Annotated in this window: 14 protein-coding genes and 1 pseudogene; 4 read left to right on the top strand and 11 right to left on the bottom strand. The window is 68.4% G+C overall.

Annotated features, from left to right (window positions below; all coding sequences use genetic code 11):
• Positions 1-36: 36 nt before the first annotated feature.
• A complete protein-coding gene (rfaE2, locus tag ACP7AX_RS13055) occupies positions 37-1,590 on the bottom strand; it encodes a D-glycero-beta-D-manno-heptose 1-phosphate adenylyltransferase (protein ID WP_426226843.1) in 1,554 nt (517 codons plus the stop codon).
• Positions 1,587-3,008 carry an aldehyde dehydrogenase family protein gene (locus ACP7AX_RS13050; RefSeq protein WP_426226841.1) on the bottom strand — a complete coding sequence of 474 codons (1,422 nt, stop codon included), beginning with the start codon at positions 3,006-3,008 and terminating at the stop codon, positions 1,587-1,589. The genes rfaE2 (ACP7AX_RS13055) and ACP7AX_RS13050 overlap by 4 nt, the downstream gene beginning before the upstream one ends.
• A gap of 124 nt (positions 3,009-3,132) precedes the next feature.
• Between ACP7AX_RS13050 and ACP7AX_RS13045 the strand changes: the two genes are divergently transcribed.
• A complete protein-coding gene (locus ACP7AX_RS13045) occupies positions 3,133-4,290 on the top strand; it encodes a glycosyltransferase family 9 protein (RefSeq protein WP_426226839.1) in 1,158 nt (385 codons plus the stop codon).
• Between the two features lie 4 nt (positions 4,291-4,294).
• On the opposite strand, the gene ACP7AX_RS13040 is transcribed toward ACP7AX_RS13045, so the two are convergent.
• The 7 genes from ACP7AX_RS13040 to ACP7AX_RS13010 all read right to left on the bottom strand — a co-directional run bounded on the left by ACP7AX_RS13040 (position 4,295) and on the right by ACP7AX_RS13010 (position 11,124).
• Positions 4,295-5,020 (bottom strand): SDR family oxidoreductase, encoded by a 726-nt coding sequence (locus ACP7AX_RS13040; protein ID WP_426227045.1) that lies wholly within the window; start codon positions 5,018-5,020, stop codon positions 4,295-4,297.
• A 66-nt stretch (positions 5,021-5,086) separates the two neighbouring features.
• Positions 5,087-6,466 carry a D-glycero-beta-D-manno-heptose 1-phosphate adenylyltransferase gene (rfaE2, locus tag ACP7AX_RS13035; RefSeq protein WP_426226837.1) on the bottom strand — a complete coding sequence of 460 codons (1,380 nt, stop codon included), beginning with the start codon at positions 6,464-6,466 and terminating at the stop codon, positions 5,087-5,089.
• Positions 6,463-7,179, bottom strand: a complete 717-nt coding sequence (locus ACP7AX_RS13030; RefSeq protein WP_426226835.1) for a D-sedoheptulose-7-phosphate isomerase — start codon at positions 7,177-7,179, stop codon at positions 6,463-6,465. Before ACP7AX_RS13030 ends, rfaE2 (ACP7AX_RS13035) begins: the two co-directional genes overlap by 4 nt.
• Positions 7,176-8,429: a glycosyltransferase gene (locus tag ACP7AX_RS13025; RefSeq protein WP_426226833.1), complete on the bottom strand. Its 1,254-nt coding sequence runs from the start codon at positions 8,427-8,429 to the stop codon at positions 7,176-7,178. Before ACP7AX_RS13025 ends, ACP7AX_RS13030 begins: the two co-directional genes overlap by 4 nt.
• Before the next feature lie 51 nt (positions 8,430-8,480).
• Entirely contained in the window at positions 8,481-9,503 is a 1,023-nt protein-coding gene (locus ACP7AX_RS13020; protein ID WP_426226831.1) for a glycosyltransferase, read from the bottom strand.
• Positions 9,500-10,588, bottom strand: a complete 1,089-nt coding sequence (locus ACP7AX_RS13015; protein WP_426226830.1) for a glycosyltransferase family 9 protein — start codon at positions 10,586-10,588, stop codon at positions 9,500-9,502. The genes ACP7AX_RS13020 and ACP7AX_RS13015 overlap by 4 nt, the downstream gene beginning before the upstream one ends.
• Positions 10,585-11,124, bottom strand: coding sequence for a D-glycero-alpha-D-manno-heptose-1,7-bisphosphate 7-phosphatase (locus tag ACP7AX_RS13010; protein ID WP_426226827.1), 540 nt, complete (start codon positions 11,122-11,124; stop codon positions 10,585-10,587). Before ACP7AX_RS13010 ends, ACP7AX_RS13015 begins: the two co-directional genes overlap by 4 nt.
• A gap of 96 nt (positions 11,125-11,220) precedes the next feature.
• On the opposite strand from ACP7AX_RS13010, the gene ACP7AX_RS13005 reads away from it, so the two are divergent.
• Positions 11,221-12,192: a glycosyltransferase family 9 protein gene (locus ACP7AX_RS13005; RefSeq protein WP_426226825.1), complete on the top strand. Its 972-nt coding sequence runs from the start codon at positions 11,221-11,223 to the stop codon at positions 12,190-12,192.
• A gap of 71 nt (positions 12,193-12,263) precedes the next feature.
• On the opposite strand, the pseudogene ACP7AX_RS13000 reads toward ACP7AX_RS13005, so the two are convergent.
• Positions 12,264-12,905 (bottom strand): annotated as a pseudogene (locus ACP7AX_RS13000) (sigma-70 family RNA polymerase sigma factor); the annotation flags it as partial.
• 395 nt (positions 12,906-13,300) lie between these two features.
• Complete coding sequence (locus ACP7AX_RS12995) at positions 13,301-13,978, bottom strand: hypothetical protein (RefSeq protein WP_426226823.1); 678 nt, start codon at positions 13,976-13,978, stop codon at positions 13,301-13,303.
• Positions 13,979-14,167: 189 nt separating this feature from the next.
• On the opposite strand from ACP7AX_RS12995, the gene ACP7AX_RS12990 reads away from it, so the two are divergent.
• Together ACP7AX_RS12990 and ACP7AX_RS12985 are read left to right on the top strand one after the other, a co-directional pair.
• Positions 14,168-15,136, top strand: coding sequence for a hypothetical protein (locus ACP7AX_RS12990; RefSeq protein WP_426226821.1), 969 nt, complete (start codon positions 14,168-14,170; stop codon positions 15,134-15,136).
• The coding region (locus tag ACP7AX_RS12985; protein WP_426226819.1) for a phage holin family protein at positions 15,136-15,341 on the top strand (206 nt) is incomplete at its 3' end. The genes ACP7AX_RS12990 and ACP7AX_RS12985, both read left to right, overlap by 1 nt.

Genomic DNA, 15,341 nt, shown 5'->3' with positions numbered 1-15,341 from the left:
GGTTCAACCCTAAAGGACGGGGCTTCGTGCGGCAGCCTACTCTGCCTGTGCGGCACCCTTGCCGGCCTGGATGCGCTGCACCACGGCGGACGTTGACCGTTCCGCAACGTAATCGAGAATAGCCACCCGCCCGCCGTATTCTTCCACCACGTCCGTCTCCGCCAGCATCTCCGGGGTGTAGTCCCCGCCCTTGGCATAGACCTCGGGCTGGAGCTGCTGGATCAGCGGGCTGGCTGTAGGGGTATCAAAGACCGTCACGTAGTCCACGCAGCTGAGCGCGGCGATCACGGCAGCGCGATCGGCTTCGCCGTTGATGGGCCGGCCGGGCCCTTTGAGCCGCCGGACGGAGTCATCGCTGTTCAGCGCCACCACCAGAACGTCGCCCAGTTGCTTGGCCTGGGTCAGGTACCGCGTGTGGCCGCTGTGCAGGACATCAAAGCAGCCGTTGGTCAGCACGATCCGTTGGCCCTGGGCCCGGTGCGCCTGCACGTGGAGGGCAAGTTCGTCCGCCGGGAGGGCGGTATCCGCAAAGCTCTCCAGGTGCCGGCTCAGCTGCGCTGTGCTGCACACCGAGGTGCCCGGCTGATGCACCACCACATCCGCGGCGGCCTGTGCCAGATCCAGGCTGGCAGTCAGCGGCAAACCCACCGATCGGCCCAGGGTAAGGGCGGCAACAAAGGTATCGCCGGCGCCGGACGCCTGTTTCTCCGCTGCGGGACGCGCCCAGGTCCGGTGGCTGCCGCCGTTGCCCGAAAAGAGCACCGTCCCGTCCCGGTCCAGCGTGACCACAACGGCCCGCGCTCCCGTGGCCTGAAGGAGCGCATCACGGTGCCTGGTCACCACGCCCACCCTGCCTGGACCCTCCGGAAGGCGCAGGTCCAGCAGCCGTGCCGCTTCCTGGGCGTTGGGTGTGACCAGATCCGGCTGCAGCGCTGCCCAGGGCCGGGGATCGTGGGCATCCACCACGGTCAGCGGGCGGGTCTGCGTTGACTGTTCCGGGGCGGTTTCCCCGGCGGCGAGCGCCGTGCGGATTGCCGCCTTGACCGGATCAGCCAACACCCCGGTTCCGTAATCACACACCATCACCGCGTCCTGATGTTCGACGGCGGCGGCAACCGAGGCTGCCAGCGCAGCCAGCGCCTCGGCCGGGACGGTGCTGGCAGAGTCATCAATGCGGAGCATCACCTGGCCGCCGCTGCTGATCCTGATTTTGGTGGTGGTGACCATGGCCGGATGGCTGTGCAGGTGCATGGTGTCGATCCCGGCATCCTCAAGGATGCGGCGAAGCGTCGCCCCGGCGTCGTCGTTCCCGATAATGCCGGCCACGGCCACCCTGGCACCGAGGGCGGCCAGGTTCATGGCTGTGTTGGCCGCGCCTCCCGGGGCAAATTCCCGGGCGGCGATATCCACCACCGGTGCGGGGGCCTCCCGGCACAGCCGTTCGATGGCGCCGCTCCACCAGCCGTCGAGCATCACGTCGCCGATGACCAGGATGGCGGGGCGTTCGGCAGCCAGGCGGCGGGGAAGCCAGCCGGACAGGGCACGCTGGCTGGCGAGGTCCTGCCGCCGTGCGGTGTCCCGCGGTGTCATGACGCACCCGCTGCGGCCTGCTGCGGCGGAGCGGCCAGGTGGACCACTTTGACGCGGGAGAATTCGTCCAGCAGTTCCGGCCCATATCCAAAGCCGTGGCCGCTCACGCCACGGGGCTGCGCAGAACCTCCCGGGGCGCCACCGAACACGGCGTTGATCTTGACGGTTCCCACCGGAAGGGTGGCAATGGCCTGCTGGGCGTGTGCGATGTTTCCGGTGAGCACGGTGGCTGCCAGCCCGTATTTTCCGCTGGCGGCCTGGCGCAGCCCTTCCTCGAAGCTCGCCACCACCTGCACCGGTGCCACCGGCCCGAACGTCTCCTCGGTCATCACCTGCATGGTATCCGTGCAATCCAGCAGCACGGTGGCCGGGTAGAACGAACCGGGCCCCTCGGGCACGGACCCGCCCTCCACCGCGTGCGCCCCGAGTTCCCGGGCCTGGGCCACGTGCGCCTGGACTTCGTCCCGCATCCGGGTGTCCACCAGCGGGGCCACACTGCCTTTGCTGTTGCGGAGCGCGGCCTCGGCTTCGAGAGCAACACAGAATGGCCGGGCAATATCCGCATGGACGTAGATCCGCTCCACAGAGGTGCAGATCTGGCCGCTGTTGCTGAACGCTCCAATGGCCGCCTGCTCCGCCGCCCAGAGGGGGTCCACGTCCCGGTCCACCAGCAACGGGTCGTTGCCCCCGTTTTCGCGGATCACGTGCGCGCCACTGCGCAGGCCGGCTTCGGCGATGCGCGCCCCGGCTGCGCTGGACCCGACGTGGGCAATGACGTCCACCCCTGCCTGGGTAAGGAGCTTCCCCACGCCTGCCCCGCCGGAAAGGGTGTTCAGCACGCCGGGCGGGAACGCGGGCGCCAGCACCTCACCCAGCGCCTCGCCAAGCCGCGGGCACCGTTCGCTGGGCTTGTGGATTACCGTATTGCCGGTAACGAGCGCCGCGCCGATCAGCCCGCACGCAACTGCCACGGGGTCGTTCCAGGGCGTCAGGAGGACGGCTACTCCGCGGGGCTCGGCGAGGGTGTAGTCGGAGGCGAACCTGTTGCCGTTGAGGCTGCGCCCCCGGTGCACCGGGCCCACTTCGGCGTATTGGATCAAGGTGGACACGCCGGCGTCGATCCCCGCGAGGGCTTCGCTTTCCGGGCGCCCGGTCTCGCTGGCGTTCAAGCCTGCCAGGACGGCTTTGGCAGCGTCCAAGGCCCGGGCTGCGGCGTGGAGCCGGGAACCACGTTCGGCGGTTGGGACAGCCGCCCATCCGCCGGCCGCCTTCCGCGCGACCTTCACGGCATGGGCCACCTCCGCCGGTTCGGGCTCGGGGACGGACCACAGGAAATCACCGGTCCGCGGATCCTTGATGACGATCCCGGCGTGGTTGGATTCTGTCTGAGCGGCAATCGGCATGGCTTTCGTATCCATGGAATTCCTCCCCTAGGCGTTTCTCCTTGCTGTCCCGTACCCCGGGATTGGCCCTTTACACGGCGGTAGCCAGGCGGTCCGTCCGTCCGTAGGGTGGCAGCAGGCCCAAGGAAGGAGCAGGAGCATGGAGGATTTTGGGAACGGAACCGCGGAGACGCCGGGCGTCGGCCCGGTGCTGGACAAGTTTCCGGACATCACCCGGATCGCCTTGTTGCGCGGCGGAGGACTGGGCGACCTGATGTTTGCCCTTCCAGCCGTCTCCGCGTTGAAGGCCGCCTACCCGGGCTCCACGGTGACGTTGCTGGGGACGCCCCTGCAGGACGCCCTGGTGTCCGGCACCTGCACTCCGCTGGACGACGTCATGGTCCTGCCGTTCGCCGAAGGAGTGCGGCCGGGCAAGGAAGATCCCGCCGCCGCCGAACGTTTCTTCAACACTGCGCGGGAACGGCACTTCGACCTGGCTGTGCAGCTCCACGGTGGCGGCCGCTTTTCCAACCCGTTTCTGCTGCAGCTTGGGGCCCGGCATACCGTGGGGTCCGCCACCCCGGATGCGGTGCCGCTGGAACGGACACTTCCCTACACCTACTACCAGCACGAACCGTCGCGCGCCCTGGAGGTGGCCGGCCTGGCCGGCGCGGAGCCGGTGCTGCTGGAAGCCAGGCTGAACCCGCGGGCGGAGTTCGTGGCGCAGTTGCCCGCCACGCTGGACACGGTACTGCCGCACGGGGACGCGCCCCTGCTGGTCATCCATCCCGGTGCCAGTGACCCGCGCCGCCGATGGCCGGCCGAAGCTTTCGGGGCGGTCGCCCGGGCAGTGGCCGACGACGGCGGTACGGTCATGGTGATCGGTGACACCGGCGAAAAGGGGCTGGCGGACGCCGTGGTGAGTGCCGCCGTCGGGCGTTCCACCGGGAACGACGTAAGGAACGGCGAGGGGCCTGTCATCAACGTGGCCGGCCGGCTGGAACTGGGCGAACTGGCAGCGCTGCTGGCCAGGGCAGACGTGGTTCTCGCCAACGACAGCGGTCCGCGTCACCTGGCGCAGGCACTGGGGACACCAACCGTAGGAATCTACTGGGCCGGAAACGCCCTTACCTCAGGCCCACTCGGGCGGGGCAGGCACCGGATCCACCTGTCCTGGGTGACGCGTTGTCCGGCGTGCGGCGCCGACGTTACGCAGGTGGGCTGGACCGCGCCGCGCTGCCCGCACAACGATTCCCTGATGGCGGGAATCGGGTCAGACGCGGTCACTTCGGATGTGCGGAGCCTGCTGGCACAGTAGCGGGTCACGGCCAGGAGCCCTCCTCCTCATGGCAGATCAGCATCTCGCGAACCTCGCAGCCCGCTGGCTGGGACAGCACAAACAGGATGGCCTGGGCCACGTTCCCGGGGTCGTTGAGCCGGAGATCGTCCTGCGGCTTGTACTGCTCGGTCCTGTCGTCAAAGAAGCGGGTCTTCATGCCGCCGGGGATCATGGTAGTCACGCCGATCTCCCCGCCGGTCTCGGCCGCCAAAGCGTGGCTGAAGCCCACCACGCCGAACTTGGAGGCACAGTAGGCTGTCGCATCAGCCACTGCCCGCTTGCCCAACGTGGACGCGACGGTGACCACCCTGCCGTGGGAGGCCACCAGGTACGGCAACGCTGCGCGGACCACCGAGACGGTGCCGAACAGGTTCACGCCGATCACCTTCTCCCACTCCCCGGCGGCAACGTCCGCCAGTTTGCCGCACCGGTCAATTCCGGCTGCCGTGACCACGGCATCGAGCCCACCCAGCGACTCCGCGGCCTCCCGGACGGTCAGTTCCACGGCAACGCGGTCCGCAACATCGACCTCAAAGGCCTTGACGCCGGAGACGCTGCTGATGTCCCGGTCCAGGACCACGGGCGTCCCGCCCGCCTTGAGAACGGCTTCGACGACGGCGGCCCCAAGCCCGGAAGCCCCGCCGGTCACGAGGACACGCCCGGGCCCGGGCCCGGACGATTCGGATTTCTGCGATGGCTCAGTGCTCACTGATAGCTCGGTGGTCACGGGGTTCCTTTCAATGGAGGGAAGGGTTTACGGGAAGGTTCTGGCGGCCTAGCTGACTTTGGCGAGGGCATCGGCGAGGACCGTGGTGGAGCGGGCCGGCTGGTAGGGGACGGTAACGCAGCGGCCGCCCCAGCTCTCCACCAGCTCCGCTTCTGGCAGCCGGGCACCCTTGTAGTCGCCGCCCTTGACCCAGATATCGGGCCGGAGGCGGTCCAGAGCTGCTTCCGGGGTGTCTTCCTCAAAGATGAGGACCGCGTCCACGCACTCGAGTGCCGCAAGCAGTTCAGCCCTGTCCTGCTGGTTCATGATGGGGCGCTGGTCCCCCTTGAGCCGGCGCACCGAATCATCGGAGTTCAGGCAGACAATCAGGCAGTCCCCCAGCTCCCGCGCTGCAGTGAGGGATCTGACGTGCCCGGCGTGCAGCAGGTCGAAACAGCCGCCTGTGGCCACCACCGTGCCGCCGTTTTCCCGCACCCGGCGGGCCAGCAGCAGCGGTTCGGCCGTCCGGTGCCGTGGCCTCCCGTGGGCCGGCGGATCCGGCAGTGAACCCACCCCGCCGGCTGCCAGGAAATCCGCCGCCTCGTGAACGGCCAGGACGGAGGCGTCCTCAAGGTCCCGGCCACCGAGGAGGTGGACAGCCAGGCTCGCCGCCAGCCTGTCCCCGGCACCGCAGGGATCGCCGGCCTCAACCCGGGGCGCCGGGACCGGACGGGGAGTACGGTCCCGGTCCCGCAGCAGGAGCGCCCCACGCTCCCCTGTGGTCACCAGGACAGCGCGGCTGCGCCATTCATCGAGCAGTATGCCTGCCACTTCGGCCGCACCGTCCGCGGCCGAGCCGAACAGCCCAGAGGCCCTGGAACCGGCGGCCTGGTGTGCTTCGGCCAGGTTGGGTGTGACCACCGAAACCCCGGCTACCGGCAGGGCGCCGGAGGGATGCGGATCCCACACCACCGGGACGTCGTCGGCCAGCCCGGCAAGCAGTTCCCTCAGCCGGGGGTTGGCTGCCAGGCCCCGGCCGTAGTCCGCCACAATCACGGCGCCGGCCTTTTCAACAGCCCGCAGCATCGCGGGGGTCACCTCCGGGACGGGCACCCCGCCGCAGCCCTGGTCGAAGCGGACAACGGGGTGCGTTCCCGCCCGAACGCGGGTCTTGACGGGCGTCGGGGAGGCGCTGGGACCAGCCACCAGCCGCACCCCGGCGAGCGCCGCCTCCAGCTGCCGCCCGGCGTCGTCGTCCGCCAGTACCGTCACCAGGGTGACGGGCCAGCCGTCCTGCACCAACATCCTGGCCACAAGTCCTGCACCACCCGCCCGGCGCCGGATATTGGCGACATCCACCACGGGTACAGGGGCGTCCGGGCTGAGCCGCGTTGCCGTCCCGGTCAGGTCAACGTCCAGGATCACATCCCCCACCACCACGATTCTCATGACTGGCCGCCCAACTCCGGGGTCCAGTATGCGGAGCCGCGCCGCCCGACCTCCAGATCGAACGCCCGGCAGATGGCGTGCAAAGCGATCAGGTGGCCTTCCTGCGCGTTGGCGTTGAGGGCATCGATCACCACCGCTTCGTCACACGCGGTGGCCAGCGGGTTGGGACCCGGCCCGGTGAGCGCCCAGGTAGTGATGTTCAGCTTCGCGGCCGTTTCCGCGGCACGCAGCAGGTTGGGGCTTTGACCGCTCGTTGACAGCAGGACCAGCACATCCCCGGACCGGCCGTGGGCACGGACCTGCCGGGCGAACAGTTCCTCAAACCCGTAGTCGTTGGCGATGGCCGTCACCGCAGAGCTTTCCGCATGCAGCGAGATCGCGGAAAACGGAGCGCGCTCGCCGTCGAACCTGCCCACCAGTTCCGCAGTCAGGTGCTGGGCCTCGGCTGCTGAGCCGCCGTTGCCCGCAGCCAACAGCCGCTGGCCCCTGAGCAGCCGGTTGGCCAGTTCAACACCCCACCCGGCCAGCCTGCCAGACTGGGCACGCAACGAATCCAGGGCCGGCAGGACATTGTCCAGGTGGAGCTGCACGGCCTCGGCGGCCGCGCCGTCCAAGGTGTCCAGGGCATCGAGCCCGGGCAGGGTTTCCGGGAAGCGCACCTCGGCGTCCAGGGCCTCGAGGTCGTCCTCGCGTAGGGAGAATTCGGCGGTCACAGCGCGGCTCCTTCCATCCGGACCGTGCCGGCAGGCATTCCTGCGACTGCCAGCTGGTAGGCCTTTTCCGTTTCAGCGGCCACGCGGTCCCACGAATACCGCGAGCGCGCACGCTGTTGTCCCGCGCTGCCAAGCCCCGCCCGCAGTGCCGGGTCACCCAGCAAAAGGGCCAGCGCGGAGGCGATCGCCTCCGGATCCCGGGGCGGGACGTGGAGCCCTGTCCGGTGGTCCACTACGGTGTCGCGGAGTCCTCCGACCGCGGCCGCCACCACGGGGACGCCGCAGGCCATTGCCTCCAGGGGGACAATGCCGAACGGCTCATACCAGGGTGTGCAGACCACGGCGTCTGCGCTCCGGAAGGTCGCCGCCATGTCCCCGCGGGGTACCTGCCCCCGTAGCGTCACCCGGTCCGCGACGCCCAATTCACTGGCGAGCGTCAAAAGCCTGCGCACTTCCGGATCTGATTCAAGGACCCCGGGGTCGGCGCCGCCGCCCACTATGAGGAGTTCGACGTCGTTATACCCTTCGGCGGCCAGGAGCGGCAGTGCGCGGATCACCAGGTCAACCCCCTTGCGCGGGACGAGCCTGCCCACGGAGAGGATGCGGTGCCGGCGGGGGCGGGATTCTGCGGGGCCGTGGGCGGAGAAGAGGCCCAGATCCACCCCGCAGGGCGCGATCGATACCTTGCCGGTGTCAATGTCCATGGCCTTGAGCTCGAACACTTCGTCCGGGCAGGTCGCGATGATCCGGTCCGCTGCGCGTCCAACCCGCGGCTCCAGCCAGTGCCGTTCCAGGGGGCTGGTGTCCTCGACTCCCTGGTTCCTTCGCTTGACCGTACCGAGCGCGTGGAACGTCTGGACCACGGGGATCCGGTAGCCCGACTCTTCGCGCCTCGCAGCGTCAAGCGCTGCCAGGCCGGACATCCAGAAGTGGCCATGCACCACATCCGGCGGCCGCTGGCCCCAGTCGTTGGCCAGGCCGTCGGCCAGTTCCCCCATATAGGGGAGCAGCTCGTCCTTGGGCACATGCCCCACGGGGCCGGCCTCCACGTGGACCACTTCGAGCCGCGGCCCTGCCTTGACGCGCGGCGGGAGATCCGGCGAGTCCTTCCTGGTGTAGACGGTGACCGTGTGTCCGCGCCTGGCGAGGGCCTCCGACAGGGCAGCCACATGCACGTTCTGGCCGCCCGCGTCCACGCCGCCCAGTGCGGCCAGCGGGCTGGCGTGTTCTGAAACCATGGAGATCTTCATGGGGTCTTCCTCTCTCGCACCGGAACAAGGATCTGCTCTTCCAGCCGTTGGTTATCGGAGTGCCTGCTTTTCTGCCTCGGGGTAGTGCTCGTGGTTGCGGGAGTACCCGGACCGGGGCCGCAGGTCTGCAAGGACGGTGTCCCAGTCGGCCAGGAAACGGGCCAGGCTGTACCGGTCGAGGGCCGCCTCCCGGGCCGCCGCGCCCCGGCGTCGGGCTTCCTCCGGATTGGCGATAAGGCGGGCAGCGCTCCGGAGCAATTCGCCGACGTCGGCGGAGACCGCTCCCGCCTCGGGCGGCACCGCCCGGGGTGCTTCAGTGGTTGCCAGGGCAACAACCGGCATGCCGAGATGCATTGCTTCCAGGAGGGAAAGTCCCAGCGATGTCCACCGCATGGGGTGGACGTAGACCCGGCAGCGGGCCAGCTCGCGGTGCAGTTTGCGCGGTTTCAGGTCCCCCCGGACATGCAGCCGGGCACCCTCGAACCCTGACGCGGCGAGCAGGCCCTCGGTCTTCATCCCGAACACGTGCACCGGCGCCACGGCGGCGAAAGCCGGCAACAGGTCCGTTCCGGTGACGCGCCCGCGCCGAACCGGTTCATTGACCACCACGGCGAGCTCGGGCAGTTCGCCGGTGTAGAGCGGTCCCGGGTCCGGGATGCCGTGCTCGATCACCAGCGCCGGTGCCGAACCGTTGTCCCACGCGAGCTTGTTGAAATGGGTCACGTGCACCACCGGAATGCTGTCCTGATCGGCCAGCGGGTGCCGGGTATAGGGAAAGTTGCCCTTCGGAGTGTTGTGCTCCAGGTACACGGCCGGGAGATCGACGCCGGGACGCCGCCCCAATGCCAGCTGGACGGCCTCGATTTCCTCCGGCCGCTGAAGGACGACGGCGTCAATGCTGCCGGCGTCGATCTCCGCCAGCGGTACCTGGTGCACTGAGTCCGGCCACGGCCTTCCGGCGCGGCCGAGCCCCCACGGTCCGCCTTCGGGGAGCACCGGCAACAGGTACTCATGACCGCCCCGGACGAAGGCGTCCGTCCATGACCCGTGGACATGCCAGAGGAGGATTCTCATCGGCTGCGGTCCTTCCTGCGCGTACTGAGGTGGGTGCTGAACGAGGAGACGCCCCCGATCAGGCGCTCGACGGCGTGCATCACATCTTCCGGCGATACCGAATCCAGGCACGGGTGGCCCGGTACCGGACAGATCCTTGCCCGGGTGAGCCGGCAGGGCGCGTCCTGGTCGCCAAGGAGCTCAAGGGGGACGCCGTACGGGGCCCAGCGCACGGCAGGCACCACCGGGGAGAACAGGCACGCCACCGGCGTTCCTACGGCGGCGGCCAGGTGGGCTGGCCCGGTGTTCCCGGCCACCACGGCGTCAGCTCCGGCGAGCACTCCGGCCAGGGTCCGCAGGTCCGTGCGCCCGCCCAGGTCAAGGGCCGACGGTCCTGCCACCGTGGCCGTCAGCGACGTTTCGTCCGGGCCGCCGGTCACCACAACCCGGTACCCGGCGCCGGCAAGGAGTTCGACGGCGGCGGCATGGTGCAGGGGTGGCCACGCCCTGGCCGGGACCGCGGCTCCGGGGTGGACCACCACGTAGGGTTCCTCACCCACCAGATCGTTCACGGGAGGCCCCGGCTTTACCTTGAGTTTGCCGTCGTCGCCCAGGGGCAGCGGGAAGCCGGCCGCCCTGGCGATACCCAGTGCCCGTTCGGCTTCCGGCTGGTCCTCCGGAAAGTCCTCGCCTGGCCTTAGCCGGACATCCAGCAGGGAGCCGGCGTAATCGGTGGAGACGCCACTGATCCGTTCCACGCCCGCCAGCCGCAGGAGCAGCGCCAGCGGCAGCGGGGACTGGTGGAAGGAGGTCAGGATAACGGCCTCGGTGATCCGGGAGTTCCGCACATACTCAATCAGCCGGTCAGCGTGCGGCCCGGTCATCTTTGGTGCCGGGTTCATGATCCACGGACTGTCCCAGCTGTAGACCTCCGCGACGCCGGGAAGCATCGACGCGGCGGCCTCGCCCTGGCGTCCGCACAGCATCACCACATGGTTGGGCCGGCTTCCGTCCTGCTTGCGGCCGTTGGCCACCGCCCGCACCGCCGGCCCGGCCAGCAGGACGTCACCAAGGCTATCGAGCCGCGCCACCAGGACAGGTGTCATGATGCCTGCTCCAGCAACAGGTCAATGGCGTGGGTGAGGTCGCGGGCAACGAGCTTTGCTTCGTCAACCTCCTCGGTCCGGGTAACCGGCGTAGGCACCAGGATTCCGCGTGCACCGGCGGCCGCTGCGGCCTGGACGTCACTGCCGATATCGCCGACGAGCGCAGCCTCCGAGGCCAGGATTCCCAAGCGACTGCACGCGCTCTGCACCATCCCCGGCGCCGGTTTCCGGCAAGGGCAGCCATCCTCCGCCGAGTGCAGGCACACCTCCCACACGTCAAAGGGTCCCAGGAGTTCCTCCACCCGTGCGTTGACACTGACCACGTCCTCAGCAGTGAGAATCCCCCGGGCTACGCCTGACTGGTTGGTGATGACGCCCACGGCGTAGCCGCCGGCACGGAGAAAATCCAGTACTGCCTTGGCGCCAGGCATTGCCCGGACCAGCGAGGGGTCGCCGTTGTAAGGCACATCGACCACCAACGTTCCATCGCGGTCGAAGAGCACAGCCTTGAGCTGAGGAGTTTCGGAGCTTCCCATACGGACGTAGTTCCCTCGCTTTGCAACTCCTAAACAGCGCGCGGAGCAATTCCCCGGAATAGAATCCACTGACACGGCAGTGCGGAAGGCAGGGCGATGGACCACATGCAGGATGAACATCCGGGTGACCGCCCCGTCCTGCTGGTGCTCCGGGCCCTCGGCCTCGGCGATCTTCTCGTGGCAGTTCCCGCTCTCCACGCCCTCCGCCGCGCCTACCCGCGCCACCGGCTGCTTTATGCCGGACCGCAGTGGCTGGCCCCGGCGCTGGACCTGGTGGGCGGCTACGAGCTGCTGCCCCAGTCCGGGCTTACCGGTGGCCTCTCGGCACTGCCCGACGGCGTGGGAGCCGTGGATATCGCCGTCAACCTGCACGGCAAAGGCCCCCAAAGTACTGAGCTGCTGAGCGCCGCCGGCCCAAGGCTTCTTATGGCTCATGGCGGCCCGATGGGCGGCAGCGTGGCTGGGCCCCCGTGGGTGGAGGAATTGCACGAGCGGGCGCGCTGGACGCGCCTGTTGCAGTGGTACGGAGTCGACGCCGACCCCCTGGACTGTGCACTGCGCCGCCCCTCTTCCGCTGCACCTTTTCCGGACGCCACCGTGGTTCATGTGGGTGCCGCCTTTCCGAGCAGGCTGTGGCCCGCGGAGCGCTTCGCAGAAGTGGCCAGGCGGCTGTCTGACACCGGCCATCAGGTGGTGTTCACGGGAAGCGCCGGCGAGCGTCCCCGGGCCGCTGAAATCTGCGCGCTGGCCGGGGTTCCCGGCTCCGCCGTTCTGGCAGGCCGGCTGGACCTGCAGACCTTTGCCGCCTGCATTGCCGGCTCGCGGCTGGTGATTTCGGCAGATACCGGAGCAGCACATTTGGCCTCCGCGTATGCGCGGCCGTCGGTCATCTTGTTCGGGCCTGTAGGCCCGGAGCGCTGGGGTCCGCCTCCCGGGCCTCACCGGGTGCTGACACGGGACCGGCTTCGCCGCGGCGATCCCTTTGCAGACACCCCGGACCCCGCCCTGCTCGGCGTTTCTGTCGAGGATGTGCTCAGAGCCGCGTCGGAGCTCGAGTCAGGACACTGAGAGCTGTCAGCCAGCTTGTGCTGCAGGTCTACGAGTACCTTGGCCAGTCGCCGGGAAACCTGCATCTGGGTCATTCCCAGCCGCCTGCCCAGCTCCACCTGCGTCTCTTCGCAGAAGTACCGGCGGTAGAGCAGTTCGCGGTCGGCGGCATCAAGTTCCTGCATCGCCTCGCGAAGGCAGGTGAGATCCTCCAGACGTTCGAACGGTACATCCGGGCAAGCGAGGACCTCCGCGATCGGCGGCGCATCGCTGTGCGGATCCACGGCGTCGAGCGAGTCCGGGTGGAGGCTGTTGGAGGCGCTGATGGCTTCCTGGACCTCGGCGCAGTCAACGCCGAGATGACCTGCGAGTTCGGAGATGTTCGGATTTCTTCCGAGGGCCTGGGCCAGCTCGGGCTCGGCGCGAAACAGCTGTGAACGGAGGTCCTGGATGTGCCGGGGCGGGCGCACCATCCAACTCCGGTCCCGCAGGTACCTTTTCAGCTCTCCAGTGATGGTGGGCGCGGCATAGGCAGGAAAACTATCTCCCTTTGCCTGATCGAAGCCCCGCGCAGCCTTAACCAGGCCCAGGTAGGCCACCTGGTTCAGATCTGCGCGCTCCCGGCCGCGGGCTTCGAAACGGGCGGCAAGTGCTTCAGCAAGGTCCAGATAGTCGAGGACCAGTTCGTTTTCAAACGCTTCCCGAAGGCGGCCGCGGCCGTGCGCCGGCGTCATTGGCAGTGCCTCCAGCGGCACTTCCGGCGGCGCTTCCAGGGACGCTTGCGGGGACGCTTGCGGGGACGCTTGCGGGGACGCCTCCAGCGGCACCTCAGACGGCGCGGACCGGACTGGTGCAGCTTCGCCGGCGAACGCAGAAAGGAACTCTGGCATTGTCGGTGGCTCCCTCGGGACTGGATCCGAAAGCCTGTGGCAAGACTTAGCAGTAGGAAATCATAAGCTTGCTTATAAAACAATGCCTTCCCGGGAAGCGGCGGTCCAGGCAGCCGCAAACACGAACCACGCGGGGCCACTTTCCGCCCGATAAATCGCCGCCTTTATCGGGCGGAAAGTGACCCCGCGTTGCTTCTGTGACCGCGTTGCCTCAGTTCGGGCCGCGCGTCCGGTTTGGGCTAGATGCCCGACGCCGGCTTGTCCCTGGCAGCCCGTTCGGCTTCGGCCCGGCGCCGGTCTGCGTCGGTCATCTGTGCCCGCTGTTCGTCAGTCATCCGCGGGCGGCCCGACTCGCGGTCCTGCCCATCGGCAACAGTGTCCGCAGGACCTGCCGCGGCGTCCGAGTGGCGCCGGGGCGCCCTTTCCGAGCGGTCGGCGTCGGCAGCTTCAGCACGGCCTGAACGATCATCACGAATATTCTCATTCCCGCTGGCGGCGGTTCGGTCACGATCCGCGGCGTCCGGCTGCTGGGCGGCGGCCCGCCGTTCACTGGCCCTGCCACCGCGGTCCGAGTGCACGTCCGGATCAATCTCGTCAGCCTTGCGCGTGTGCTCGGCCACGTTCTCACGGAGTGACCGTGCCTCGGCAGCTTTCTGGTCAGCATCCTGCTTCAGCCGTGCCGCTTGGACCTGGGCCTGCTCAGCATCGGCGCGGGCCCTTGTGGCCCGGGCTTCATTTTCACGGGCGTCGAGTTCGATGTTCTCGGCCTTCTGGCGGATTTCTGCGGCCTTTTCGCGGTGCGATTCGTCCCGCTTCTCCTGCAAGGCCCGCCGGCGGCGTCCGGTAACCAGCAGCAACACGATAAGCGCCACCACCACAATCGCAATAACTATCCAAACCCAGGGTGCAACGTCCAAAGCTACCCACCTCTTTCCACTCCGTTGTGACCGTGTCCTGCGATGCCAAGACGGCAGGCGGTTACGGCCCGTTTGAAAATCTATCAGTAAGGGTACTTACGTTCTGTTAGTAATCATGCTTACTATTTTACGGCCAGTATTGCTGGTTCTTGATCAACAACCGGCCTTCTTTGGAAAGAGAGAGCGAAGATGACAGAGAACCAATGGCCTGAGGATTCGGATTACACGGCTCCCCCGGCCACAACAGGGACCACAGGTGAGCGCAGAGCCACCACGTTCCCCTCGGCAGCATCAGCCTCACCGCAACAAACTCCGGTGCCGGGCAGCTCCTCAGGGACGTCCCGGAAGGATGCTGTTAAAGAGGAGGCCGGAGACGTCGCGCGGACTGCAGCCGAATCGGCACAGAGCGTTGCTCAAACGGCAAAGACCGAAGCGGCCAACGTAGCGTCAGAGGCCAAGGCGAATGCGAAGGACCTGCTCTACCAGGCCCGCAGCGATCTCACCTACCAGGCCGGGGCGCAGCAGCAGAAGGTTGCCAGCGGCCTCCGGTCAGTCTCCGACGAACTGCACGCCATGGCACAGGCCTCCGACCAGCCCGGCGTCGCCTCAGACCTGGTCCGCCAGGCTGCCGAACGTTCCCAGGCCGTGGCCTCCTGGCTTGACGTCCGCGACCCCGGTTCATTGCTCGACGAAGTCAAAAGCTTCGCCCGGCAGCGTCCCGGAACCTTCCTCCTCCTGGCGGCCGGCGCGGGCATTCTTGCGGGGCGGTTGACCCGCAGCTTGAGCGCCGGGGCACCCGAAACCACCACGAACAGGGCCGCCTCAAGCTATGGCACCGGCCCCGGCCCCGGCACGTACGGCACCACTGCGGACGGCTACGCGCAGGCGGGCGGCGGGACCATTCCTACACCGCCGGTTCAGCTCCCCGGCCCGGCCACCACCACGGCAGGATACGACGGCGGCACGCCCGGAAGCGCATATGGCGACGCCGCGCGTCCCGCCAGCGCCCTGGACAGCCCGCAGCTCGTGGAAGAGCCGTGGTCCGGCAACCGCCTCGCCGATGACCCCTTGGGCGAGCGGCAGCTGGCTGATGACCCCATGGCCAACGATCCGCTGACCCGGGACCGCTCCACGGACGGCCAGACCGGCAGGCCATGATGAGCAGTCAAATACCTGAAACGCCGCCATCGGCGGCGCATGAGAAGGCGGATAACACCTCCCTTGGTGACCTGCTCGGTGAGGTGACCCGCGATCTGTCCACGCTGATGCGCCAGGAAGTGGAACTCGCCAAGGCCGAACTGAAGCAGTCCGCTTCCAAGGCCGGCAAGGGCGGCGGCATGCTCGCCGGCGCCGGCGTCGCAGG

Origin of the sequence: Pseudarthrobacter sp. DSP2-3-2b1 (assembly GCF_049895945.1) — a bacterium.
Classification (GTDB): domain Bacteria; phylum Actinomycetota; class Actinomycetes; order Actinomycetales; family Micrococcaceae; genus Arthrobacter.
Note: the sequence above shows the minus strand (reverse complement) of the source record. Positions and strands in the feature narration are given on the sequence as shown.

Bases quoted from the DNA above. Each gene is read 5' to 3' on its own strand.
- ACP7AX_RS13025 (WP_426226833.1), bottom strand. From the start codon at position 8,429: ATGAAGATCTCCATGGTTTCAGAACACGCCAGCCCGCTGGCCGCACTG.
- ACP7AX_RS13010 (WP_426226827.1), bottom strand. From the start codon at position 11,124: ATGGGAAGCTCCGAAACTCCTCAGCTCAAGGCTGTGCTCTTCGACCGC.
- ACP7AX_RS12990 (WP_426226821.1), top strand. From the start codon at position 14,168: ATGACAGAGAACCAATGGCCTGAGGATTCGGATTACACGGCTCCCCCG.
- rfaE2 (WP_426226843.1), bottom strand. From the start codon at position 1,590: ATGACACCGCGGGACACCGCACGGCGGCAGGACCTCGCCAGCCAGCGT.
- ACP7AX_RS13050 (WP_426226841.1), bottom strand. From the start codon at position 3,008: ATGGATACGAAAGCCATGCCGATTGCCGCTCAGACAGAATCCAACCAC.
- ACP7AX_RS13005 (WP_426226825.1), top strand. From the start codon at position 11,221: ATGGACCACATGCAGGATGAACATCCGGGTGACCGCCCCGTCCTGCTG.
- ACP7AX_RS13045 (WP_426226839.1), top strand. From the start codon at position 3,133: ATGGAGGATTTTGGGAACGGAACCGCGGAGACGCCGGGCGTCGGCCCG.
- ACP7AX_RS13020 (WP_426226831.1), bottom strand. From the start codon at position 9,503: ATGAGAATCCTCCTCTGGCATGTCCACGGGTCATGGACGGACGCCTTC.
- ACP7AX_RS13015 (WP_426226830.1), bottom strand. From the start codon at position 10,588: ATGACACCTGTCCTGGTGGCGCGGCTCGATAGCCTTGGTGACGTCCTG.
- rfaE2 (WP_426226837.1), bottom strand. From the start codon at position 6,466: ATGAGAATCGTGGTGGTGGGGGATGTGATCCTGGACGTTGACCTGACC.